This window comes from Hydrogenovibrio sp., from assembly GCF_049975065.1.
GTDB lineage: Bacteria > Pseudomonadota > Gammaproteobacteria > Thiomicrospirales > Thiomicrospiraceae > Hydrogenovibrio.
Genome location: NZ_JBNGDN010000023.1, coordinates 1 through 23,965, shown reverse-complemented (window position 1 = coordinate 23,965; position 23,965 = coordinate 1). Strand labels below are relative to the sequence as shown.

At 50.5% G+C, this 23,965-nt stretch carries 25 protein-coding genes and 1 tRNA gene; 8 read left to right on the top strand and 18 right to left on the bottom strand.

The features are described 5' to 3' along the window. Window positions 1-162 precede the first annotated feature (162 nt). The 6 genes from ychF to ACP5D0_RS04550 all read right to left on the bottom strand — a co-directional run bounded on the left by ychF (window position 163) and on the right by ACP5D0_RS04550 (window position 5,745). A complete protein-coding gene (ychF, locus tag ACP5D0_RS04575; protein WP_472364411.1) occupies window positions 163-1,254 on the bottom strand; it encodes a redox-regulated ATPase YchF in 1,092 nt (363 codons plus the stop codon). Between the two features lie 63 nt (window positions 1,255-1,317). Continuing rightward, window positions 1,318-1,896, bottom strand: coding sequence for an aminoacyl-tRNA hydrolase (gene pth / locus ACP5D0_RS04570; protein ID WP_472364410.1), 579 nt, complete (start codon window positions 1,894-1,896; stop codon window positions 1,318-1,320). Between the two features lie 30 nt (window positions 1,897-1,926). Next, window positions 1,927-2,505, bottom strand: coding sequence for a 50S ribosomal protein L25/general stress protein Ctc (locus ACP5D0_RS04565; RefSeq protein ID WP_472364409.1), 579 nt, complete (start codon window positions 2,503-2,505; stop codon window positions 1,927-1,929). A 180-nt stretch (window positions 2,506-2,685) separates the two neighbouring features. Next, on the bottom strand, window positions 2,686-3,651 hold the full coding sequence (locus ACP5D0_RS04560; protein WP_472364408.1) for a ribose-phosphate pyrophosphokinase: 966 nt from the start codon (window positions 3,649-3,651) through the stop codon (window positions 2,686-2,688). Window positions 3,652-3,713: 62 nt separating this feature from the next. Next, a tRNA-Gln gene (locus ACP5D0_RS04555) sits at window positions 3,714-3,788 on the bottom strand. 109 nt (window positions 3,789-3,897) lie between these two features. Next, window positions 3,898-5,745, bottom strand: coding sequence for a tetratricopeptide repeat protein (locus ACP5D0_RS04550; protein ID WP_472364407.1), 1,848 nt, complete (start codon window positions 5,743-5,745; stop codon window positions 3,898-3,900). Window positions 5,746-6,048: 303 nt separating this feature from the next. Between ACP5D0_RS04550 and hemA the strand changes: the two genes are divergently transcribed. The 4 genes from hemA to ACP5D0_RS04530 all read left to right on the top strand — a co-directional run bounded on the left by hemA (window position 6,049) and on the right by ACP5D0_RS04530 (window position 10,190). Then, window positions 6,049-7,350: a glutamyl-tRNA reductase gene (hemA, locus tag ACP5D0_RS04545; RefSeq protein WP_472364406.1), complete on the top strand. Its 1,302-nt coding sequence runs from the start codon at window positions 6,049-6,051 to the stop codon at window positions 7,348-7,350. A gap of 62 nt (window positions 7,351-7,412) precedes the next feature. Further along, window positions 7,413-8,504, top strand: a complete 1,092-nt coding sequence (gene prfA / locus ACP5D0_RS04540; protein WP_472364405.1) for a peptide chain release factor 1 — start codon at window positions 7,413-7,415, stop codon at window positions 8,502-8,504. Between the two features lie 2 nt (window positions 8,505-8,506). Beyond that, window positions 8,507-9,412 (top strand): peptide chain release factor N(5)-glutamine methyltransferase, encoded by a 906-nt coding sequence (gene prmC, locus ACP5D0_RS04535; RefSeq protein WP_472364403.1) that lies wholly within the window; start codon window positions 8,507-8,509, stop codon window positions 9,410-9,412. Window positions 9,413-9,443: 31 nt separating this feature from the next. Further along, on the top strand, window positions 9,444-10,190 hold the full coding sequence (locus tag ACP5D0_RS04530) for a HesA/MoeB/ThiF family protein (protein ID WP_472364402.1): 747 nt from the start codon (window positions 9,444-9,446) through the stop codon (window positions 10,188-10,190). Window positions 10,191-10,220: 30 nt separating this feature from the next. Here ACP5D0_RS04530 and ACP5D0_RS04525 read toward each other — a convergent pair whose 3' ends face one another. From ACP5D0_RS04525 to ACP5D0_RS04510, 4 genes are all read right to left on the bottom strand, one after another. Beyond that, window positions 10,221-10,961: an OmpA/MotB family protein gene (locus ACP5D0_RS04525; protein ID WP_472364401.1), complete on the bottom strand. Its 741-nt coding sequence runs from the start codon at window positions 10,959-10,961 to the stop codon at window positions 10,221-10,223. A gap of 34 nt (window positions 10,962-10,995) precedes the next feature. After that, window positions 10,996-11,832: a motility-associated protein gene (locus ACP5D0_RS04520; RefSeq protein ID WP_472364400.1), complete on the bottom strand. Its 837-nt coding sequence runs from the start codon at window positions 11,830-11,832 to the stop codon at window positions 10,996-10,998. Between the two features lie 85 nt (window positions 11,833-11,917). Continuing rightward, window positions 11,918-14,146: a DNA topoisomerase IV subunit A gene (gene parC, locus ACP5D0_RS04515; RefSeq protein WP_472364399.1), complete on the bottom strand. Its 2,229-nt coding sequence runs from the start codon at window positions 14,144-14,146 to the stop codon at window positions 11,918-11,920. Between the two features lie 77 nt (window positions 14,147-14,223). Then, window positions 14,224-14,505 (bottom strand): heavy-metal-associated domain-containing protein, encoded by a 282-nt coding sequence (locus tag ACP5D0_RS04510; protein WP_472364413.1) that lies wholly within the window; start codon window positions 14,503-14,505, stop codon window positions 14,224-14,226. A 283-nt stretch (window positions 14,506-14,788) separates the two neighbouring features. Between ACP5D0_RS04510 and ACP5D0_RS04505 the strand changes: the two genes are divergently transcribed. Both ACP5D0_RS04505 and ACP5D0_RS04500 read left to right on the top strand, forming a co-directional pair. Further along, the gene (locus ACP5D0_RS04505) at window positions 14,789-15,130 is read left to right on the top strand and encodes a PilZ domain-containing protein (protein WP_472364397.1); all 342 of its coding nucleotides are present in this window, start codon (window positions 14,789-14,791) and stop codon (window positions 15,128-15,130) included. A gap of 10 nt (window positions 15,131-15,140) precedes the next feature. Then, on the top strand, window positions 15,141-15,509 hold the full coding sequence (locus ACP5D0_RS04500) for a PilZ domain-containing protein (protein ID WP_472364396.1): 369 nt from the start codon (window positions 15,141-15,143) through the stop codon (window positions 15,507-15,509). 172 nt (window positions 15,510-15,681) lie between these two features. Here the strand turns inward: ACP5D0_RS04500 and ACP5D0_RS04495 are convergent, their stop codons facing one another. Beyond that, window positions 15,682-16,242, bottom strand: a complete 561-nt coding sequence (locus ACP5D0_RS04495) for a mechanosensitive ion channel family protein (RefSeq protein WP_472364395.1) — start codon at window positions 16,240-16,242, stop codon at window positions 15,682-15,684. A 64-nt stretch (window positions 16,243-16,306) separates the two neighbouring features. Continuing rightward, complete coding sequence (parE, locus tag ACP5D0_RS04490) at window positions 16,307-18,193, bottom strand: DNA topoisomerase IV subunit B (protein ID WP_472364394.1); 1,887 nt, start codon at window positions 18,191-18,193, stop codon at window positions 16,307-16,309. A gap of 84 nt (window positions 18,194-18,277) precedes the next feature. On the opposite strand from parE, the gene pdxH reads away from it, so the two are divergent. Together pdxH and ung are read left to right on the top strand one after the other, a co-directional pair. After that, window positions 18,278-18,928, top strand: a complete 651-nt coding sequence (pdxH, locus tag ACP5D0_RS04485; protein WP_472364393.1) for a pyridoxamine 5'-phosphate oxidase — start codon at window positions 18,278-18,280, stop codon at window positions 18,926-18,928. Window positions 18,929-18,953: 25 nt separating this feature from the next. Further along, entirely contained in the window at window positions 18,954-19,670 is a 717-nt protein-coding gene (ung, locus tag ACP5D0_RS04480; RefSeq protein WP_472364392.1) for a uracil-DNA glycosylase, read from the top strand. A gap of 8 nt (window positions 19,671-19,678) precedes the next feature. Here ung and ACP5D0_RS04475 read toward each other — a convergent pair whose 3' ends face one another. The 6 genes from ACP5D0_RS04475 to ACP5D0_RS04450 all read right to left on the bottom strand — a co-directional run. Next, window positions 19,679-20,359 carry an OmpA/MotB family protein gene (locus ACP5D0_RS04475; protein ID WP_472364391.1) on the bottom strand — a complete coding sequence of 227 codons (681 nt, stop codon included), beginning with the start codon at window positions 20,357-20,359 and terminating at the stop codon, window positions 19,679-19,681. After that, complete coding sequence (locus ACP5D0_RS04470; protein ID WP_472364389.1) at window positions 20,356-21,081, bottom strand: OmpA/MotB family protein; 726 nt, start codon at window positions 21,079-21,081, stop codon at window positions 20,356-20,358. Before ACP5D0_RS04470 ends, ACP5D0_RS04475 begins: the two co-directional genes overlap by 4 nt. A 5-nt stretch (window positions 21,082-21,086) precedes the next feature. Beyond that, the gene (locus tag ACP5D0_RS04465) at window positions 21,087-21,917 is read right to left on the bottom strand and encodes a motility protein A (RefSeq protein ID WP_472364388.1); all 831 of its coding nucleotides are present in this window, start codon (window positions 21,915-21,917) and stop codon (window positions 21,087-21,089) included. A gap of 1 nt (window position 21,918) precedes the next feature. Continuing rightward, entirely contained in the window at window positions 21,919-22,641 is a 723-nt protein-coding gene (locus tag ACP5D0_RS04460; RefSeq protein ID WP_472364412.1) for a lysophospholipid acyltransferase family protein, read from the bottom strand. Window positions 22,642-22,709: 68 nt separating this feature from the next. Next, the gene (gmhB, locus tag ACP5D0_RS04455; protein WP_472364387.1) at window positions 22,710-23,243 is read right to left on the bottom strand and encodes a D-glycero-beta-D-manno-heptose 1,7-bisphosphate 7-phosphatase; all 534 of its coding nucleotides are present in this window, start codon (window positions 23,241-23,243) and stop codon (window positions 22,710-22,712) included. A gap of 128 nt (window positions 23,244-23,371) precedes the next feature. Continuing rightward, window positions 23,372-23,965: DALR anticodon-binding domain-containing protein (locus ACP5D0_RS04450; RefSeq protein WP_472364386.1), on the bottom strand; the 594-nt coding region annotated here is incomplete at its 5' end.

Sequence of the window (23,965 nt, the reverse complement as noted above, 5' to 3'; positions counted from 1 at the left end):
TATAGTTTCTGGCGGACTTTGCAATCCCTTTTTTGCGTTTTTTTGAGGTTTTTTTCATCTTAGAGAAAATCGCCTTCACGCACATACCATTTTCAATCGAATTATCATTAACTTAGACTGACGCCACCTTAATGACAAGTCCAAGCAATCTCAACTGCAGCCTTACACATTAAAGCGAAAGTGCATGACATCGCCGTCCTGAACAATGTATTCCTTACCTTCAAGGCGCTGTTTTCCGGCGGCTTTTGCACCCGAATCCCCTTTATGTTCCACAAAGTCATCGTAGGCTGTCACTTCTGCGCGAATAAAGCCTTTTTCAAAGTCTGTGTGAATGACGCCGGCGGCCTGAGGAGCCGTGGCGCCCCTCTTAACCGTCCAGGCCCGAACTTCTTTCACACCAGCCGTAAAATAGGTTTGCAACCCAAGTAACTGGTAAGCGGCACGTATTACTCGATTCAACCCAGGCTCTTCCAGCCCCATTTCCTGTAGAAAATCGTTTTTTTCATCCGCGTCCAGCTCGGCAATTTCCGCTTCAATCTCAGCACAAACCGGCACGACGATGGCACCCTGCTCTTCCGCCAGCACTCTGACCTCTTCAAGCAGAGTGTTATTTTCAAAACCATCTTCATTAACATTGGCAATGTACATCATCGGTTTAATCGTCAGCAGGTGTAAATCGCGCAGCATTAATTTCTCGTCATCGGTCAACTCCACCAAACGCACCAACTTTCCATCTTCGATTTCCGTCAATACTCGCTCAAACAACGCTTGTTTGACTTGAGCCTCCTTATTGCCACTTTTGCCGAGCTTGCGCTGCTTTTCAGCGGCTTTTTCCAAGGACTCCATATCGGCCAAGGTCAACTCCATATTGATGATTTCAATATCAGCCAATGGATTCACCTTACCGGCCACATGCACAATGTCGTCGTTTTCAAAACAGCGCACCACCTGAACGATGGCATCGGTTTCACGGATATTGGCCAGAAACTTGTTCCCCAAGCCCTCACCCTTAGAGGCGCCCTCGACCAAACCGGCAATATCCATAAAATCAACCGTCGCCGACATCACCCTCTCCGGCTTGACGATGTCAGCCAACGCCTGCTCACGCTCATCCGGTACCGGCACCACACCGACATTGGGTTCAATCGTACAAAACGGATAATTGGCCGATTCGATGCCAGCGTTGGTCAGCGCATTAAATAAGGTTGATTTTCCGACATTCGGTAACCCCACAATTCCGCACTTAATTCCCATGTTTGTCTCCTGAACCCAAAGTTAACTTTAATTAATATGATTTGAATGTTGTTGCGCGTTGAATCAGGTGTCGCTGTGCAACCGATTCATCGCTTTTTCCATCGCACCACTCAAGACGTCCGGCAAGACACGACCGGCTTCATCAATGGCCATTTCAATGGCAACCAATTCGTTTTTCGACGGTGCTTTGAGCACGTAATCCACGACTTGTTTGCTGTTGCCGGGATGCCCAATGCCTAAGCGCAGGCGCTGGAATTCTTTTGTGCCCAATGCAGCAATGGTGTCGCGTAAACCGTTATGCCCGCCGTGTCCACCGCCTTTTTTCAGGCGCGCTACACCCGACTCCAAGTCCAGCTCGTCATGCACCACCAAAATTTCTTCGGGCGCGATTTTATAGAATTTGGCCAGCGCCTGAATGGATTGGCCGCTGCGATTCATGTAGGTCATCGGTTTCAACAACCAGACATCCAACCCGGACGACTGCACACGAGCCGCTTCACCGAAAAATTTGGTTTCTGGACGAAATTGCACACCGTATTGACGAGCAATTTCCTCCACAAACCAAAAACCCGCATTATGCCGAGTCTGTACGTACTGTTGCCCTGGATTACCAAGACCAACAATGAGCTTTACAGATGACATATGCGGGCTTTCGAACAAAGAACGTTAAAATTAACGTTTTACTTTTCCAATACCAACAACCGCTTGATCGTAATCGCTGTTACCGTGTGTCAAAGCCGTTAACTTCACACCTTCTGGCAGAGCCAATTGAGACAAGCGCAAACTTTCTCCAGCTTCAAGACCGGACACGTCCACTTTGATGGCGGTTGGCAGATCCTGCGTTAAACAAGACACTTCGACACTGGATTGCATGAATGACATCAAACCACCCATTTTCACACCCGGTGCAGAAGATTGACCAACAAACTTCAAAGGTACACGCTTCACAATACGTGAAGAATCCGATGCACGCTGAAAGTCGATATGAGAGACAAACCCTGTCGCCGGATGACGTTGAAGATCTTTAATAACGCAGCTCTCAGCCTCGCCTGCACCTTCGATCGTCAGCACTGTGTTATACAAATCAACATCGTTCAAAGCATGCTCAACAATACGACTCTCAATCGCAATTGATTTCGCTTCCTGTTCACCACCATAAATAATGGCGGGAACCATCCCCGCATGACGAAGGCGGCGGCTCGCACCTTTCCCTTCTTCAGTACGAAGTTCTGCAGTCCATACATGACTCATTTTTATTACTCCATTCAAACAGGCGTAGCCTGTGATTTGAGAGGGCAAACGCCTCAAACACTCCATGCTCGCGACCAAGCACAGAAACAAAGAGCGGTATTATACTGAAATTTATTAAAACTTAAAGCGGAAACTGAGAAAAAACAAAGTACTAGACAAAAACCACCAGGCCTGGTGGTTTTAACGAATCGGCATCAATTCGGAGACAGACTCTTCTTGATGGACTCGGCGAATGGTCTCGCCAAGAACAGGGGCAATGCTGACCTGACGAATTTTGTAGGACGCAATACCCGCCGCAGACAGCGGAATTGTATCGGTCACCACCAATTCGGTAAGACAAGAGTTATTGATATTCTCAACCGCCGACCCAGACAAAACCGCATGCACCACATAGGCGGTCACGCTTTTTGCTCCGTGATCTTTAAGCGCCTCGGCCGCCTTACACAAGGTTCCGGCGGTATCGACCATATCATCCACCAATATACAATCGCGCCCATCAACATCACCAATGATATTCATAATTTGTGCGACATTCGCTTTTGGGCGACGCTTATCAATAATCGCCATGTCGCACCCCAGTGCTTTTGCTACGGCGCGAGCTCTGACAACACCCCCCATATCGGGTGACACCACCATCATATTATCATCGGCAATATGCCCTGACGCACGCATGTCATCGACCAATGTGGGCGACGCATAAATATTGTCCACCGGAATATCGAAAAAACCCTGAATCTGATCAGCGTGCAAATCGACTGTAATCAAACGATCCGCACCTGCGACCGTAATCATGTCGGCCGCCAAACGCGCTGTAATCGGCACCCTGGCTGAATGTGGCCGCCGATCCTGACGCGCAAACCCGTAGTAAGGCACGACTGCGGTAATGCGTTTGGCGGAGGCGCGTTTCAAGGCATCGATCATCACCAGCAATTCCATTAGGTTGACCGCTGGTTCCGGTGTGCAGGTCGGTTGCAAGACATAAACATCCTTACCGCGCACAGATTCATTGATCTGCACCATAATTTCGCCGTCACTAAAACGACCAACATCGGCTTTACCAAGAGGAATATCAATTGAGGTGGAAATATTTTCAGCCAGGCTGACATTTGCGTTACCGGCAAACAATCGGACATTTTTGTAAGCCATTAAAGGCAACTCCTAAGGCGTGCGCCAGGAAAAAAATGATTTGAAGAATTCGAGAATGGAAATGGCTGGGCTAGCAGGATTCGAACCTGCGCATGACGGGATCAAAACCCGTTGCCTTACCGCTTGGCGATAGCCCAACTGAAATCACTGTCGTCTTGAAGACAGGAGCGTATTATCCACGTTCCGCATGCCAAATCAAGCCTTTTTCAAAAAAAACCAATCATTTTTCGCACTTTTCGCGTGAAACTACGGCGACTCTAACGTCTCTATGATCTGTTGTAACGGCTCGTTATCTGGAAACTTGCGATGATGCGCTTGCCACAATTCAACCGCTTGTGCCTTTTCACCCAATCGCCACTTTGCCTGTATCAAGTGCAACAAAACTTCGTCATCCATTTGAATCGCCAGCGCACGTTCAAGATACTGCTTTGCTTGCTCGTAATCCCCAAGCTGATAAGCCAACCAGCCGCGACTGTCCAACACATAGTACCGATTCGGTGCAATCGACAAGGCTTTATCCAACAACTGCTCAGCACGTTCTAAATCACGCCCCTGCTCCACCAAGAAATACCCCAGCGCATTCAAAGCATCCACGTTTTCAGAGTCTAACGCCAACGCTTTTTCTAAATTCTGCTCATAAGCGTCGTACTGCTGCAAGTCATAAAACAACATGGCTTGCATTAAATACAGATCCGCCTTTTGGTCGTCCAACTCAATGGCTTGCTGATATTCCCCAATGGCCTTTTCTTTATTACCCGCGATATTGTAAAAAATAGCCTTTCCGCGCAGCACCTTGATCTGATCATTCAACTCACTCGTTGGAATCGCTTCTAAGTTTTCAATGGTTCGATCCAAACCGATTTTAGGATATTCCATTTCTGCGATGTGCAACCTGGCATCCACTAAGTAATCGGCACTGTCAATCATTTTAAAATAGGTGATCGCCTGCTCGGGCTCCCCCTGCTTCTGTGCCGACACCCCTAAATAATAATTTGCCGTGGAACGATATTGCGGCACCTTCTGCAACGATTTCAAAGACGCATCGGCTTTTGCAAAGGCACCACGCTCCAAACGCAACAACGCTAAAGACAACCTGGACGTATAGGCCTTAGGTTCATTCTCTACAATACGCTGATAACGCTTCTCTGCTGCGTCAAAATAACCCGCTTTAACCTCAAGGCGAGCGAAGCGTTCCTGCATCAACCAATCATCTGGGTTCTGATTAATATAAGACGTCAATCGCTGCAACCCCAGATCCGCCTGACCCGATTTCAAAAACGCATTGGCCAACAATTGATTCGATTCACGATACAACTTCTGAGCGTCATAATCATCGGGCTTGGCTTTCATGCGCGCCTGATACATCTGTGCCGCCGCTTCAAGTGCCGGGATCGCCGTTTCATAGGCACGGTAACTTTCCGCCGCTGCGCCCAGAGCAAACGAGGCCGCGGGTATTTCAGGGTACTGCGCTTTCAACTCAGCCAAAAAGCGCAAACCATCTTTTTCCGGAGCGGCTTGCGCTACACGTATCCCAGTGGCAATCAAATCCTGTTCCAAGGTCACCTTTGACAAGGCTTGATAACGCTTCCAGAAAGTCAGCGCCTCCGACACCTTCCCCTCCCGCACTGAAATCAGGTAGGAGGCCTTCCAGGCCATCGCTTCCTGCGGGGACACGTCACGCCACAGTTTGGCAGAAGCCTGTATGGCGTTTAAATCATAGGTTGTCATCGACAACTTAAAGACCCTTTCTGCCAGGCCTGGGTCTTTCGTCTCAGCCGCGACCGGATACAGCACACCAAAGGCATTGGCACTCTGCCCCTTTTGCACCAACATCTCTCCGACCATGATTTTGTACATCACATCCGGCGGCATTTTAGCTGAGGCAAGGCTTGCCTTTTGCGACTCGATCACTTCCGGTGCCGCAAGCGGCTGTGGTTGCTGCACAACCGGCGCCACAGACGTGCTATCCGCTTCGGTCGTTTCAACCGAAGGACTTTTCGGAAACTGCCCGCAAGCCGCTAATGAAAGAAGCACCCCCAGCAAACCGATTTTTCCAAGGGCGACAATAATATTTTGATTTGACAAACCTGACACAGACTCTCCGATTGATCGCTTTTCAGCTTATTTTGACATTTCCCTAGGGCTTCAGCCCATCTTCGGTCGATTATTATGGTAAATGCAATGTTTTTTGAAATTTTCGGGATAAAAACCAGATTTCTATTTTATAACACAAACCAGTTTTATCACACGCCAAATAACAATGGAACAAGTGTCAATTATGAATGCCCGCGCCGAAAGTAGTCCCCAAAACTTGCAATTACGGGTGTAATTTAGCAAAATTAGCCTCTTTGATTGCGATTTTTTATTGACTGTCTTCAGTCCTTATTTCGAGTCCCTATGAAACTACTTGTTCTAGGCGTAAACCATGAAACCGCGCCTGTCACCATTCGTGAAAAAGTGGCTTTTTCACCCAACCAACTTCAGGGCGCTCTGACTGAGATAAAGTCGCACGGGCTGGTCAATGAAGGCGTGATTTTATCCACTTGCAACCGCACGGAAATCTACGCCACCCTAAAATCCGAATCCACAGAAGATTTACGCGACTGGCTACACCGCTACTTTGAGCTGCCGGCCAACAGTATCGAGGCCTTCCTGTATCAATACAAAGACTTAGAAGCCATTAAGCATATTATGCGTGTCTCCAGCGGCCTCAATTCCTTAGTGCTGGGCGAACCCCAAATCTTGGGACAAATCAAAGACGCCTACAGCCTAGCGCACAAATCAGGAACCATCCACCAAACATTGAACTGCCTGTTTCAGCACATATTCAAAACGGCCAAACAAGTTCGAACGGATACCGCTATCGGTTCAAGCCCCGTTTCCGTCGCCTTTTCCGCCGTTGCACTCTCCAAACAGTTCTTCGGCAACCTTTCTCGACAGACGGCCTTACTCATCGGCGCCGGTGAAACCACCGAGCTGGTCGCACGCCACCTCAGTGAAAACCACATCGGCAAACTGATTATCGCAAACCGCACCCTCAACAAAGCCCACCACCTGGCTGAAGCGCTTGAGGGTTATGCCATCAGTCTCAACGAAATTACCGCCCACCTTCACGAGGCCGACATGATTATCAGCTCCACGGCCAGCCCCGACCCCATTCTCACCAAAACCATGGTGGGCGCGGCGCTCAAAAAACGACGCAATAAGCCCATTTTCATGGTGGACATTGCTGTTCCGCGCGACATTGAACCCTCGGTGGGCGATTTCAGCGACACCTATTTATACACAGTGGATGACCTTCAGGAGATCATCGAAGAAAACAAACGTTCTCGCAAAGATGCCGCACTTGAAGCCGAAGAAATTATTGAGCTGCAAGCTGAAAACTTCATGCTTCAATATCAGGCCACCCAACAAATAAGCCCAATCATTCAGTCTTTCCGCACCCATGCCTACCAGCTTAAAGAACAAGCCTTAACCGATGCCATACGCCATCTGGAACAGGGTGCCGACCCAAAAGAATTGATCACAAAGCTGGCCAATCAGCTCACCAATAAAATTTTACACACCCCCACTCAAAATCTGCATAAAGCCGGTTTAAGCGGCCAAAAAGAACTGGTGGCGTCCGCCGCGCACATTTTACTGACCGACGACAAAGAAGCTGAGTCTACATCGCAACCCAACACCACCACCTGTGGTTAGCGCCCCAAGTTTTACGCAACCACCACTCAGCCAGAGCAACCCAATACCGAGAAATAAGCCCTATGAAAGAGTCAATCCAACACAAACTTGAACACTTGGTTGAACGACTGGACGAAGTCGGCCACCTGTTATCCGACCCAGAAGTCATCAACCAACAAGACAAATACCGTGCTTTAACCAAAGAACACGCCCAATTGACGCCCGTGGTGGAAACCTTTAACCGCTTCCTGCATAACGAGGCGGACCTCAATGAAGCCAAGGACATGATCAAGTCCGGCGATCCCGACCTGAAAGAAATGGGGCAGGAAGAACTGCCAGGCCTGGAGAAAACCCAAGAAACACTGGAAACCGAGCTGCAAAAAATGCTGCTGCCGAAAGACCCGAACGACGACGCCAATATTTTTTTGGAAATCCGTGCCGGCACCGGCGGTGACGAAGCGGCGATTTTCGCCGGAGACCTCTTTCGCATGTACAGTCGCTATGCCGAAACCATGCGCTGGCAGGTGGAAATTATTAACGCTCAAGAAGGCGAACATGGCGGTTATAAAGAAATCATCGCCCGCATCATCGGAGATGGCGCCTATTCAAGCCTGAAGTTCGAGTCCGGTGCTCACCGAGTGCAGCGCGTGCCCGCCACCGAAACCCAAGGCCGCGTCCACACCTCCGCCGCCACCGTGGTCATCATGGCTGAAGCGCCGGATGTGGAACAAATCGAACTCAATCCGGCCGATTTAAAAGTGGATACCTTTCGCGCCTCCGGTGCTGGCGGCCAGCACGTCAACAAAACCGACTCTGCCATCCGCATCACTCACTTACCGACAGGCACGGTGGTGGAATGTCAGGACGAACGTTCACAACATAAAAACCGCGCCCGCGCCATGTCACTACTGGCGGCACGCATTATGGACGAACGCCAGCGCGTCCACGATAAAGAAATTGCGCAGGAGCGTAAAAGCCTGGTCGGCAGCGGAGACCGTTCGGAGCGCATTCGCACCTACAACTACCCGCAGGGACGAGTAACCGACCACCGCATCAACCTCACCCTCTACAAGTTGGATGAAGTGATGCAAGGCGGTTTGGCACAAGTCATCGACCCACTGATCCATGAATATCAGGCGGAGCAACTGGCGGCCTTGAGCCGCGAGTCGCAATAACCTTGAATCCGCCAATCAAGTCCTGCAGCCTCACCATCGAACACGCCTTAAAGCAGGCCAAAGAAACCCTAGCAACCAGCGAATCCGACGCCAGCGCACTGGATGCGGAACTTTTGCTTGCACGGACACTGGATCAGAGCCGCACCTATCTCTATACTTGGCCAGAAAAGCACCTATCTCAATCGCAAGCTCAGACATTTTTCCAGCTGATCGAGCAGCGCCAAAAAGGCCTTCCGGTGGCACATCTACTGCAAGAACGTGAGTTTTGGGGGTTGCCATTCAAAGTCACGGAACACACCCTGATCCCGCGCCCGGATACCGAAACCCTCGTTGAGGCGGCGCTGGAAAAGCTCGAATACGCCAAACCGCATTCCCGCCAGGCCTGGTCAATTCTCGATCTCGGAACCGGAAGCGGTGCCATTGCCTGTGCGCTGGCCGCCAGCCTACCGAGAAACCCACCGGCACTGGTAACAGCGGTAGACCTTAGCCCGCAAGCCTTGGAGGTCGCTCGATGGAATGCCCAGCGTCATCACCTCAACATCGACTTTCAGCTCGGTCGATGGTTTGCACCGCTTCAAGGCCAGACATTTGACCTCATCGTCTCCAACCCGCCTTACATTGCTGAAGAAGACCCGCACCTATGCCAAGGCGATGTGCGATTCGAGCCGACCATGGCACTGACGTCCGGCCGAACCGGCTTGGACGATCTCACCGAAATCATCCAGCAAGCACCAAAACATCTGTATGACAATGGCTGGTTACTGCTTGAACACGGCTATGATCAAGCCGATGCGGTACAAAGCCTCTTGCAAATCCAAGGATTCTCAGGCATTGAAACGCGACAAGACCTGCACGGCCACCCCCGAATCACCTGTGGGCAGTGGAATCATACGATTCGTGTAAAATAAACGGGGATTAACCACAGACAAGGAGCAAACGATGGGACTCAGCGAAGCACAACAATCGCGCTACAGCCGACAGATACAACTCACCGACATCGGCCTGGAAGGGCAGCAACGACTCACCCAGTCCCACGCGGTTATTTTCGGTTTAGGCGGACTCGGCTCGCCGGCGGCACTCTATCTGGCGGCGGCCGGCATCGGCACCCTGACGTTGGTGGATTTTGATCAAGTGGACGACTCCAATCTGCAACGCCAAGTCATCCATTGCGAAAGCCGAATTGGGCAAGACAAAGTTGCCTCCGCTAAAGCCTCTCTGCAAGCCCTGAATCACTTTACCGAAATTCACACTGTGTCGGAAAAACTCTCTGAAGACGCCATGGCAAGCCTGATCACTCAAGCGGACATCGTACTCGACTGCACCGACAATTTCGAAACCCGCTATGCACTCAATCGACAATGCCGTCGCAACAGAATTCCGTTGGTTTCCGCCGCCGCCATTCGCTGGGAAGGCCAGCTCACCACCTACGACTTTCGCCAGCCCAATAGCCCCTGTTATCAGTGTTTGTATAAGGAAGAACAAGGGCAGGAATTAACCTGTCGTCAGAACGGCGTCTTAGCGCCCGTGGTCGGGATGATTGGTTCCATGCAGGCCATCGAAGCCATTAAGGTGCTGCTGAATTTGCCCACCTTAGTGGGCAAGCTGATGATTATGGACGCGCGCACCATGCAGTTCCGAACCCTTAACTTACCCAAAGACCCAGACTGCAAAACTTGCCGCCAATAGGATTAATATCCGATTAACATCCGCTTGCCCTCACGGCCTTTTTGCGGGTACGCCTTGGGTTTGCGCCGCGCCCGATTTTGCAGGCGGCTTTTGTTGGTGTTTATTCACCAAAATGATGACTCGACGGTTCAGTGAACGACCGTAAGGCGTTGAGTTGGGTGCCACCGGATCATTATCCGCTTTACCTTCGATGGTGATCAGCGCCTGATCCACGCCCATATAAATAAAGGTTCTCGCCACCGTACCGGCTCGCGCTGCCGAAAGCTCCCAGTTGGACGGGAATTGAAGGTTCTGAATGGGCAAACTATCGGTGTAACCGGTAATGGTCAGCGTCTGATCACGCCCAGCCAACGTCTCGCCCAACTGCTCCAATTGCGCCCGCGTTCGATCATTGATCGTTGCCCGACCACTTTCAAAAAAACTATCGGAGCGAAGGGTAATCTTGGTGTACTCAGGTGTGTCCTCCACCTCGATATCCTTCGGATCCACTTTCGACATCGCCTGCTGTATTTCCGCCGTACTAATGGGTTCTTTCAAGCTCTCAATTGGCGTAATTTTCGGGACACTCGTTTCATCCGCCGAAATGTTTTCCCCACCGGCTCCTTCACCAATCAAGGCATCCACAAAGGCTTTGCGCTTGGTTGGATCCACAATGGACGTCAACCACATCACCAGAAAAAACACCATCAACACCGTCATCAAGTCGGCCAGGGCGATTTCCCAAGCACCGCCTTCTTCTGCACACTCTTCATGAGGCTTACGCTTTGCCATGGTTAGGATCCTTTACATTCGTTTTTCAAGGGCTTTACCCTTCACGCGGCACTTCAAACTCGGCAGGAACACGCTGACGCCCAATTTCCATGGCCATACTCGGTGAAACCCCGTGTGCAAACGCCGTCAGATACGACGCCACCACCGTAAAAATGGCGCGATCCTGACGAATCATCACCTCCACGGAATGCGTAAAAGGCGCAATGGCACCGAAAGACACAAAAATACCCGTTAAGGTGCCCACCAAGGCCGCACCGATCGAATTACCCACTTTCGCCACATCCATATCACCGCCCAGCAGGTTCATCGTTAAAATCACTCCCATAACGGCGGCAATGATCCCGAACCCCGGCATTAGATTCGCAATTTTTCCGGTGGCTTTTGGCACCTCCATCATCGATTGAATAATGTCTTCAATCTGGTCGTGCAAATAATTTTCAAAATTTAAGGACTGCGGCGGGTTTAACAACAGATAACTGAAATTATCCACGATGAATTTTTTCAACTCACGGTGCTTCAACACCAACGGATACTTCGCAAAAATCGAACTGTTCTCAGGCGACACCACATGATTTTCCAGCGCCAACAAGCCCTGAGACCTGGCCAAACGCGATAATTCGTCCATCAACGCCAAGACTTCAACATAGATTTTTTTATTGACCCGTCCACCGGAAAAAAACCGCCCAATAAACGTCAAGGTTTTTAACCAGACGTAAACCGGTGTCGATCCCAAAAACACGCCCAGCCCCAGCCCCAGAATCACCACCAACTCCGCCGGATGCCACAATGAGATAAGTGAACCGCCGGCCATCAGAAAACCGCCGATCATACTTCCCAGAACGACTAATATTGATAAAGGTTTTGAAATCATATTGGCTACTTTTTGACTGTGTAAATGAATCTAAGCTCAACCAAGCAACAAGAATACCAAAAGTGCCAATCCAACCGCATTCTCCTCAGTCTGCCACACGAATGTCCGTTACCCGCTTCAAAGTACGCGGCAAGGTTACCCCGCGTTTCGCTCGGGTTGAAAGCGCCTCTTCCAGTGCTGTTGGGCCGAATGTTTTGACATAATCCCCCGCCACTAAATCCAACTTTTGCCCCATCGCAAAGCCAAAAACAGCGCGAACCGCTACTCCGTCCGGCATCTGAATCAGTTTATTGCCCTTGCCTTTTGCCAAAGTGGGCAATTCGGAAGCGGCAAACACCAACATTCGCGGCTCATCCGTGACCACCACCACAAGATCCGTTGGCACCAGCTTCACCGGCCTCACCAATCCACTGCCTTTCGGCAACGTAATGGTTGATTTACCGGTTTTATTCTTAGAGTAAAGATTTTCTAACTGGGTAATGAACCCATAACCGCTGGAACTGGCGAGCAAGTACAAGTCTGACGCCGCACCCAGCAGTACTTGCCGGAAACTGGCACCGGAAGCGGGATTCAGTCGTCCAGTGAGTGGCTCGCCATGGCTTCTGGCCGATGGCAAACTGTGGGCGGGCAAACTGTAACTGCGACCTTCTGAATCCAGAAACACCGCCAGCTGACGACTGTGACCCGTGGCCTGGGCACAAAAGGCATCACCGGATTTATAGACCAGCGACCGCCCATCGACATCATGGCCTTTCGCTGCACGCACCCAACCATTTTCCGACAGCACAATGGTAATCGGCTCTGACGGCAGCAAGTCCTGTTCACTCATGGCCTGAGCCGGTGGCGCTTCCAACAACGGCGAACGGCGATCATCCCCATAGGCTTCGGCATCCGCCAGCAATTCTTTTTTGACTAACGTCTTCATGCGTGTCGCACTGCCCAATATTTTTTCAATACGATCCCGTTCGGCTTCCAAATCGGCCTGTTCCCCGCGAATCTTCATTTCTTCCAGGCGTGCTAAATGACGGAGTTTGAGCTCCAGCACCGCTTCCGCTTGCAAGTCGGTCAGGCCAAACCGCGCCATCAACACCGGCTTGGGCTTGTCTTCTTCGCGGATAATGGCGATGACTTCATCAATATTCAGAAAAGCAATCAATAACCCATCCAGAATGTGCAACCGCGCCAACACCTTATCCAAACGATGTTGCAAACGACGACGAACCGTTTCTGTGCGGAACATCAGCCATTCCGATAACAGGTCTCGCAAACTCTTCACCTGAGGACGACCGTTCAGGCCAATGACATTCAAGTTGACCCGATAACTTCTTTCCAAATCCGTCGTGGCAAACAAATGCAACATCGCTGCCTCGACATCCACTCGCTTGGAACGCAGCTCAATGACTAGACGAATCGGATTTTCATGATCCGACTCATCGCGTAAATCCACCACCATGGGGAGTTTTTTGGCACGCATCTGCGACGCAATCTGCTCCAGCACCTTAGCGCCGGACACCTGAAACGGCAATGCATCCACCACCACATTAACGCCTTCTTCGACACGATAGTGCGCCCGTTGGCGTATCGAACCACTGCCGGTTTCATAAAGCCGCAATCGCTCGGATTTCGGGGTAATGATCAAGGCTTCATTCGGATAATCCGGTCCCGGCAAAATTTCACCTAACTGTTCATGCGAAATCGCTTTATTTTCCAGCATGGCAACGCAGGCATTGACCACTTCGCGCAAGTTGTGCGGCGGAATATCGGTTGCCATCCCCACCGCAATACCCGAAGTGCCATTGAGCAAGATGTGCGGGACTCGCGACGGCAACACGCTTGGCTCATCCAAGCTGCCATCAAAGTTCGGCACCCAGTCAACGGTGCCCTGCCCAACCTCTTCGAGTAGTAATTGACTGAACTTAGACAGCTTCGCTTCTGTGTAGCGCATCGCCGCAAAAGATTTTGGGTCGTCCACCGACCCCCAATTGCCCTGACCGTCCACCAGCGGATAACGAAAAGAGAAATTCTGCGCCATTAACACCATGGCTTCATAACACGCAGAATCACCATGCGGGTGAAATTTCCCCAGCACATCACCTACGGTTCTCGCCGATTTTTTATATTTCGCCGATGCTTTCAAGCCCAACTCGGACATTGCATAAATAATCCGACGCTGCACTGGCTTTAAGCCATCGCCCAAGTGCGGCAAAGCCCGATCTAGAATCACATACATGGCGTAATCCAGATAGGCTTTTTCCGCAAACTGAGCAACCGACTGCTGCTCGATGCCCTCGTAATTAATGGTCTGCTGACTCATTCACGCCTCTTCTAATCGTTATGTTGTTATCGGATATATGACCGGTTGAAAATTCAGACGATTCCGTCAAGAGCGCCTCATTCCTGAGACACTTTGCCAATGGCGCAGGACACAAACGACTTCGCTTTAGCCCCCACGGCTTCCAAGCCCTTCACCGACCCTTTTTGCGGATATCCGATTGAAGCCAGTGTCGAAGCCACCGTTTCACCCGATGAGGCCGCCTCAGACTCAAATGTCACCAGGCCTGCCGCAACATCCACCGTCACCTGCGTCACGCCAGCCAGCGCCGCAAGCTTCGTCTCAATGGTATGCGCACATCCACCACACTTAATATTTTCAACTTCCAAAGAAAAAAACATACTCACTCCAAATTCCGGTGAGCGCGACTATTTCAGGCGCCACCATTTCCATTCGATAAAACTTAATTTATCATATAACAAGAGTGTTTCATAAATTTGTACTGAAATTGCGCAGCGATTGAATTTCACAAGAGCCTACTCAACGCAACCTTGCCTCGATGATTACGATCAACAGAAAATATATGGTTTGTGAACCAAAGCAATTAAGGTCAGGGTTGGTTTGTGAAAACTCAGGGCAACACAATGTCATGCAATTCAAATTATAAGATGGCGGTACCGTAAAATGCTATACAACTCCGAAAAACGGCGTGCTGAACGCGTTTCAACCGAAAGACCGGTTAAACTGGCGACCGATCAAGGCCAAACTGATGCCAAAATGCTGGATTTATCCATCTTGGGCACGGGCATCCTGTCAAGCCAGAAAGTTGAACAGGGCGAAAAGGTCGCTGTGACGTTTAAGCTCCCCAGTGTCGGACGCTCCGAAATACACTTGGACGGAGTCACCGCGCACAGTTCACATATCCGCGACCATCAATATCTAATTGGTATCGAATTCACCGGCATTTCAAAATACATGCAATCGGTGATAACGGAATACATTCAATACCATCACCGGTTAGATTGACTCGACCGCCATGCAATTATTTCATGCGCCCGCCACCACAACAGATCGCAACGCCATTATTAAGGGACAGACGGTTACGGTTCACGGTCGTTTAAAAGAAATTTCTGCCCGAGGTGTTGCCGTTGAGTCCGCGAAAAACGCCTCGATCGGCACGCGTTTGGAAGTCCTGTTTGAACTGCCGGCTCTGGGGGAGTTTAACGACCTAGCACTCTTCGGCCACGTCAGAAACAGCCACAACACCGAAAACGGTTTCTTTCTCACCATCGAGTTTGAGACTTTAAACCAACACGAAACCGATATTATCGAAGACTTTCTGGATTACAAAAAACGACTCAAAGAACTCGGTAAGCAATTGCATCACAAAGCCAACAATACTTAAACCGGAAATTTCATAAATTTGCGCCAAAATCGCTCAAAACCTTGTTTTCACAAGGAAATTTTCGAAGAAGCGTCGTATCCACGATTACGACCGACTGAGAAAATATGGCTTGTGGAATCAAGGGGCAAGCGAGATGGTGTCTAATTTATGAATTTTTCGGGTTAGATGGAATCTACTTGCCTGAAAGCCTTTCTTTCATCCCGAGCGGACGCGTCTTGGAAATCGGTGCCTCTTTCGGTAACTTGCGAACTGCTTTTTGCAACAACAAGTTATTCGGATAGGACACTGTGCGCCCCTCATCATCACGCAGAATCATCTGAAAAAGATTAATCTCAACAATCTCTCCCACGACGGACGAAGCGCCATCGATAATTTCCATCTTGTCACCGATGCGCACCGGAAAGTTAAAGAAAATTAATACTCCAGCGGTGATATTACTCAAAATCGACCATTGCGCGACTAAGGCCACCGCCAACATCGCCAAGATGGAGGATGCCAAAACCACCAGGCCTCGATAGTCGATTCCCCAAGCCATCAGCAGCGCAACCGTGGTCAATACAACCAAAATCACCCGAAAATACTTGTAAACTTGTGCATAACGGGCTTGAGGCACATGTTTCATTTCCCCCAATGAGGTAATGATGCGCTTTAAAAACCACTTCACAACGAAGTGACCGATTAAAATCGCAACGCTCAAGATCAAGGGCGTCAGCGATAAGGGTGAATAAGACATCCTATTGAACTCCATAAGATAACCCCTCGAATCAAAGCGGGCTCGAACAGGGTAAACACTCGGGTTAAATCACTTCTGCCAGGTCGCCTTTCTCCTCCAGCCAGACTTTACGGTCGGACGAGCGCTTTTTCGCCAGTAGCATATCCATGACTCTTTCCGTGGTTTCCGCTTCCAGACTCAACTGAATCAAGCGGCGCGTCTCCGGCATCATGGTGGTTTCCCGCAACTGCTTCGGGTTCATTTCGCCCAGCCCTTTAAAGCGTGTTACCTGCACTTTTCCCGGCATTTTTTCCGATTCGACACGATCCAGAATGCCGGTTTTCTCGGCTTCATCCAACGCATAAAACACCTGCTTGCCGACATCCACCCGATACAGCGGCGGCATGGCCACATAGACATGCCCATTCTCCACCAGCTTCGGGAAATGTTTGACAAACAGTGCGCAAATCAGGGTCGCAATATGAGCCCCATCCGAGTCGGCATCCGCCAGAATGCAAATTTTTCCGTAACGCAGACTGGTCAAATCTTCCGTGCCTGGATCCACGCCGATGGCGACACTGATGTCATGAATTTCCGCCGAGGCCAACACCTGTCCCGGATCCACCTCCCATGTGTTCAAAATCTTGCCGCGTAGCGGCATAATGGCCTGGAAGTTTTTATCACGCGCCTGCTTGGCCGACCCGCCGGCAGAATCCCCTTCCACCAGGAACAATTCCGTGCGGTTCAAGTCCGATTCGGTACAATCGGCCAATTTACCCGGCAACGCCGGGCCGGAAGTGATTTTTTTACGGGTGATTTTCTTGGCTTTCTTATTGCGGTTATTGGCATTATTGATGACAATCTCGGCAATCTTTTCCGCCACATCGGTGTGCTGGTTCAGCCATAAACTCAAGCTGTCTTTCACCACCCCGGAAATAAACGGCACGCATTCACGCGACGACAAACGCTCTTTGGTCTGTCCGGCAAACTGCGGTTCGCGCACTTTGGCTGACAGTACAAACGCCACATTCTGCCAAACGTCTTCCGGCGTCAGCTTCACCCCGCGCGGCAACAAATTTCGGAATTCACAAAACTCCCGAATCGCATCCGTTGCCCCTGCGCGCAAACCGTTCACATGGGTTCCACCCTGCGGCGTCGGGATCAAATTCACATAACTTTCCAACAAGTTTTCAGACGGCTCGGCCAACCAGGTAATCGCCCAGGAAACCCCTTCGTTTTCATTATGTGACTCGCCGACAAACCCTTCCAGTGGCAAACGTTCGATACCGTCCAACGCTTGATTCAGGTAGTCGCGCAAACCGGCATCGTACTGCCATTCGATTTTTTCTTGGCTCAGTTCGTCGTTATAGGTGACTTTCAATCCCGGACTCAGAACCGCCTTAGCACGCAATAAATGTTTTAATTTCGTCAGGGCATACTTCGGCGTGTCGAAAAATACGGCGTCCGGCCAGAAACGTAAAGCCGTACCGGTATTTTTCTTACCGACCTTACCGATCACTTCCAACGGTTCAACCAAATCACCGTTTTCAAATGCAATTCGGTGTTGCTGACCACCCCGTTTGATTTCAATTTCCACCCGTTTCGACAAGGCGTTGACCACTGAAACCCCTACTCCGTGCAGACCGCCAGCGAATTGGTACGCCTTATTGGAGAATTTCCCCCCAGCGTGCAATTTAGTCAAAATGACTTCCACGCCCGGAACTCCTTCTTCGGGATGAATGTCCACCGGCATGCCCCGGCCATTGTCTTCCACCCGAATGGAACCGTCTGCAAAATGCGTCACCATGATTTCAGAGGCGTGACCGGCAATGGCTTCATCCACACTGTTGTCAATCACCTCTTGCGCCAAGTGATTAGGGCGCGTGGTATCGGTATACATCCCCGGTCGTTTCCGTACCGGATCCAGTCCGGTTAACACCTCAATTTCGGATGCACTGTAATTTTCGCTCACGTCAGGGAACTCCTAAGTGGTAAGTCAATTTGAGTTGGGTTATATTAACCCCAATATTCTATGGATTCAAACAGGGGACAGCGAATGCCAAATCGAGACTACCATGCCGACAGAAGACAATACGACTTTGCCAAACTGGAACACGCTGACCTTCACCTGGATCCGTTTCAGCAGTTTTCGGAATGGATGGATTTTGCCCAGGAACGCACGGTGCAAGACCCAACCGCCATGAGCCTATCCACCGTTGATGCCACGGGTCAGCCACACAGTCGCATCGTGTTACTCAAAGCGATTGATGATAAGGGCTTTGTTTTCTACACCCATTATATCAGCGACAAAGGTCAACAAATTGACTACTCTCCCAAAGGGGCGCTTTTGTTTTTTTGGCCGGAACTCGATCGCCAAGTGCGTATTGAGGGTCTGCTGGAAAAAACACCTCGCGACGTCTCCGAGCGTTATTTCCAATCTCGCCCCAGAGACAGTCAGATCGCGGCCTTGATTTCACAGCAAAGCCAAGTGGTGCCAGGGCGTAAAACATTGGAACAGAATATGGAAATTGCAGCGGAAGAACAGCTGGGCGAAATAACCTGTCCAGAACACTGGGGCGGTTATCGACTGGTGCCAAACTATTTTGAGTTCTGGCAAGGTCGCCCCAGCCGCCTGCACGACCGCTTCCGTTTCACCCTGTCACCGCGAAATGACCAGGCCTGGCGAATTGACCGCTTGTCGCCATAACCCGCACTCGCCACCCGATTTGACCATGCCGACACCCGCCCACTCAACTTCGCCAACGGAACCCGCGCTTGACGCCTCGTGGCTGAATGTTATCGGCTCGGAATTTCAGCAGCCGTATATGCAGAAACTCAAAACGTTTCTGACGGCGGAAAAAACACAAGGCAAGCGCATTCTACCGAAAGGCTCCCAATGGTTTAATGCCTTGAACAGCACCCCTTTCGATCACGTCAAAGTGGTGATTATCGGTCAAGACCCTTACCCAACGGTGGGGCATGCCCATGGCTTGTGCTTTTCAGTCCTGCCGGACGTGAAACCCTTGCCAAAATCATTGCTGAACATTAATAAAGAATTGCAAGACGACCTCAATGTAAACAACCAGCACAGCGGCTATTTGCAACCCTGGGCCGATCAAGGCGTTCTATTGCTGAATGCTGTTCTCACCGTCGAAGCCGGTCAACCCAATGCCCACCAGAACCGAGGCTGGGAACACTTTACCGATGCCATCATTCATGCGTTGGCCACGCAACGCGAACATTTGGTGTTTATTTTGTGGGGCGCTTACGCCCAGAAGAAGGGCCGTTTCATCGACCCGCAACGGCACCTGATCATCAAAAGCACACACCCGTCTCCACTTTCGGCCTATCGCGGCTTTTTCGGCAGCCGCCCTTTTTCGCGCTGCAACCAGTATTTGATACAACACCATCAAACACCGATCAACTGGCAGTTGCCGCCAAACGACTGAAACGGGCTTCACTCTTGCCAGTCATCTTTTTCAAAACTCGCTGAAATCAAAATCTGCACTCGCCGGTTCATCGCCTTGCCCTCAGGCGTAGCATTCGATGCCAAGGGACGGAACTGACCATAACCGGCCACACCGAACAACTGGGGAGACAACCCACTGTTTTCAAACAGAAGCCGCATCACCGTCTGGGCACGCATGGTGCTTAAAAACCAGTTGTTGCGCAAAACCGAATTCGGATCGATGCGGTCGTCATCCGAATGCCCTTCCACCGAAATCTCCGCCCGCCATTTTAAATCATCCGCTTCCGCATAACGGACAACATAGTCCGGCATGGTGTCTAAATCCAGTGCAAACAAGGGCAACCTACCCAAAACCTCGCTAAGCCGAATCAAAGAGGCCGCTAAGGTCTCCGAAGGCTCGAAACCACCCCGGACATAGGCATCCGATTGGTCAATAAGAATCACGATTCCGTGTGTCTTGCGACTCACCTCTATGGAAGGTACCTCGGCCATTTGCTGCTCAATGGAAAGGTAAGCCAAATCCAACTGCTCTTCTGTCCATTTCTGAATGCGGGTAATTTCTCCTTTATTCAGTACGATCATCATAATAAAGAAGGTGATCAGCAGGGTAATGACATCGCCGAATGAAAACAGCCAAGAACTCCGGGCTTTCAAAGCTTGAGCACTCATGACGCCTCCTGAATCGGCACCAACTGGGGCAGTAAATAAATCTCCACTCGGCGATTTTCAGAGTCCAGCGGGTTCGAAGTCACTGGCAGAAAACTGCCGTAACCGGCAATGGCAAAATAATGGCTGGGCAAGCCGCTGTAAAGTTTCAGTAAATCCATAATGGCATAAGCGCGAAAGGTGCTCAGCTCAAAGTTACTGCGATACAACGCCGTTTTCGCTAAAGGATTCGCATCCGTATGCCCCTCGACCCGGATCGTCACTTGAAAACGTTCACCCGGCAGCAAAATACTGTTCACCAACTTCTGATGGCGGTCACCATAGGTTGGCACATCCAGCTCTGTCAGAAACGCCACAAACCGATTGATATAAGGCAAATAGCGTGGATTCACCTTGGCTCGCGCCGAGGCAAACAAATCCTGACTGGACAAGGCTTGTTCGTCCAGCGTAAACCGCACGCCTTTGGATAAGGTGTTTTCAATGCGCAACCACTCCAGGCCCAGTTCCTTTTTCAGGTGAATCGAATCCTGATATAAATTATTGACGAGACGCTGGTAATCCCGCTTGGGTTTTGACCCCTCCAGCTCCACCAGCGTAATAATCAATACGAAAAAGGCCAATAAGGAAGTGAACAGGGCAATGTAGATGATTTGCCAGGCCTGGTTGCGTTTCATGCGTTGGTTGCCGCGAGCTTCCAGTGCCTCCGTAATGGCTTCGGTTTTCATCGCGACTACCTCAAGGTGGCTTCAAGCCGCTCTTTGTTCTTTTCATTCACAAAGGCGGTCATGCTTTCACGCAGCATTAATGGCGGCTGCTCATTTTTTAACCCCAGCACACCGTACATCAATATCTCATTTTTCAACGCCTCAGCATCCGAGAGCACTTTTAACTTGCCCGCAATGGGAATAAACACAAAATTCGCAAACAAAACGCCGTAAAACGTCGTCACCAACGCCAAGCCCATGCCTTGCAACAAACTGTTTAACATGTCATCCGATTGCCCCGGAACATAGGAACCGCCCGTATCGCCAGAAAACTGCGATGTCATCATCATAATCAACCCCATGACCGTCCCCATCATGCCAAACGCTGGTGCATAGGAGGCCATGTTGTTAAACACGTCCTGACAATTGATGTGACGGATGCGTGTGGCATTGATGTGATTCTGCAGACTGACGGCCAAATGCTCTTTATCCCGATAGACCATCATTTCGGAAAGCGCAAAGCGTAAAAACGAGTCGGAAATCAGTTCAATTTCTTTTTCCAGCGCCAACACCCCTTTGCTTTGGGCAATGTGGCTCAGGTAAATGATTTGCTCGATGGCTTCGTTTTCCGACTCCGGCTCGGTCGCAAACACCTTGCCGATGCCGCGAAAGAAGCAACCCATTTGCGAGAGCGGATAGTTGATGAGCGTGGCGGCAAAGGTGCCCCCGAGAACAACCAGCAATCCCTGCCAATTAAAGAAAGCCGACAGCAACCGACCTTTTTCAAAGTCGATCATACTCAGGAGTACAATCAGACTCCCGATAAAGACCCCTATGATGGTTGCCAGTTTGCTCATGTCATTTCATGGCTTCAGCGCCTCCTTCTGTCTTTGCTTCTGCTTCAAGAGCCATTGGGCTCCCTGTGTCCAGATGCGCTGAAAACCATTCCTCTGTTTTTTGATTAATCTCGGCCACCGTCATGTTTTCGACATCCAACGGTGGGCTGATGTAAATATCCACGACGCCAGGCGTTTTGATAAAACCACTCTTCGGCCAAAAACGTCCCGCATTATGCGCCACCAGATAAACGGGCACTTTCGCCTTTTGTGCTAATAAAGCGCCGCCCGGCTTGATTTTTCCAGGCGTTCCCGACGCCATGCGCGTGCCCTCCGGGAAAATAATCACCCAAACCCCTTTCTGTAAGCGTTCCAGTCCTTCGTTCACCACCTGTTTGATCGCCTGTCGCCCCGCGTTCCGATCAATCGAAATCGGGTTCAACATTGCCAAGCCCCAGCCAAAGAAAGGGATGCGCAACAGCTCTTTTTTCAAGACATACGTTTGTCTTGGAAAGATTTTTTGGAACGCCATCGTTTCCCAAGTTGACTCATGTCTAGCAAGAAGCAAACCAGTTTGAGAAAGATCCAAATTATCCTGACCCTGCACGCGATAAGAGATGCCACAGGTCAGTTTTAGCCACCACACGCAAAATCGCGCCCAATAATGAATGAAGCAATAGCGTACTTGAAGGGAAAACGGCCGCAAAAGCTGTCCAAACACCGAAAAAAACACCGCGGACACCATCATTCCGACAAGAAACAAAACGGATCGGATGGCATAAAAAACGCTTTGGAACGCTGTTTTCACCGAATTCATATCAACCACTCCACAACTGTCAATAAATTGTCGCCCACCGGTACCCCGGTTAAAACTGGGTCATTCGTCGCCAGGGTTCGCTCCCCCTTTCCTGTTCTCACCAGATAGGGCAACATTCCTTTCGCTTTGGCCACTGCTATATCCGCCAGAGTATCGCCCACCATCGGTTGCCCCGCCAAGGACACACCAAAACGGTTTTCAATGGCCTGCAACATGCCCCTTCCCGGTTTACGACATGGCGAGTCGTCTTGCGCCACATAGGGCGAATAACTGATCCAATCCACCCGTGCGCCCTGTTCCGCCAGCAACGCCATAAATTTCATGTGCATGGCGTGCAACGTTTCGCGCGAATAATAACCGCGCCGAACCCCCGACTGATTGGTGGCCACCGCCACCGTCCAGCCCGCTTGTTTCAGTTTTGCGATGGCTTCCAAACTGCCCGGCACCGGGTGCCATTCATCCGGATGCTTGATATAAGCATCCGAATCTTCGTTCACCACGCCATCACGATCCAATACAATCAATTTCATACTGATAGTCCTAAAGTACCCAGTGCGTGAGAAATAACCAGGCCTGGTTATTTTTTAACAAACGCCTAAAAGCAAAACGGACTCAACAGCCAGAGACTGCGAGCCCGTTTTTCAATACACACAAGGGCTTACAGACGCGAGATATCCGCCACCTGCAAGAAGAGTTGATAAATCTGATTCAACAGCGCCAAACGGTTCTGCTTGACGGCTTGCGAATCGGCCATCACCATCACCTGATCGAAGAACGCATCCACCGGTTGACGAATCGTCGCCAACAACGCCATGGCCGCCGCATAATCACGCCCGGCAATTTGATTGCTCACGGTTTCGCGCAGGGCATCCAAGGCTTCAAACAAATCCTTTTCGGCCGCCTCTTCAAACAGCGTCGTATCGACTTCCTCCGGCAAATCGCCGTCGTATTTCTTCAGAATGTTGGCGATACGTTTGTTGGCCGCACTCAAGCTGTCAGCGCCTTCCATATCGCTGAACTGGCAGACCGCATCAATGCGCTTGCCGAAATCCAACGGATGGGCCGGCGCACAAACGCGTACCGCTTCAAATTGTTCGGCGGACACGCCTTTCGCCGCGTAGTAGGCTTTCAGACGGCTGACGATGAAATCGTAAATGTCATCCACCAAGGTCTCGGAAACCGGGATGTCGGCATGCAAATCCAAGCTGAATTGAATCAACAAACGCAAATCCAAATCCAGCTCTTTTTCGAT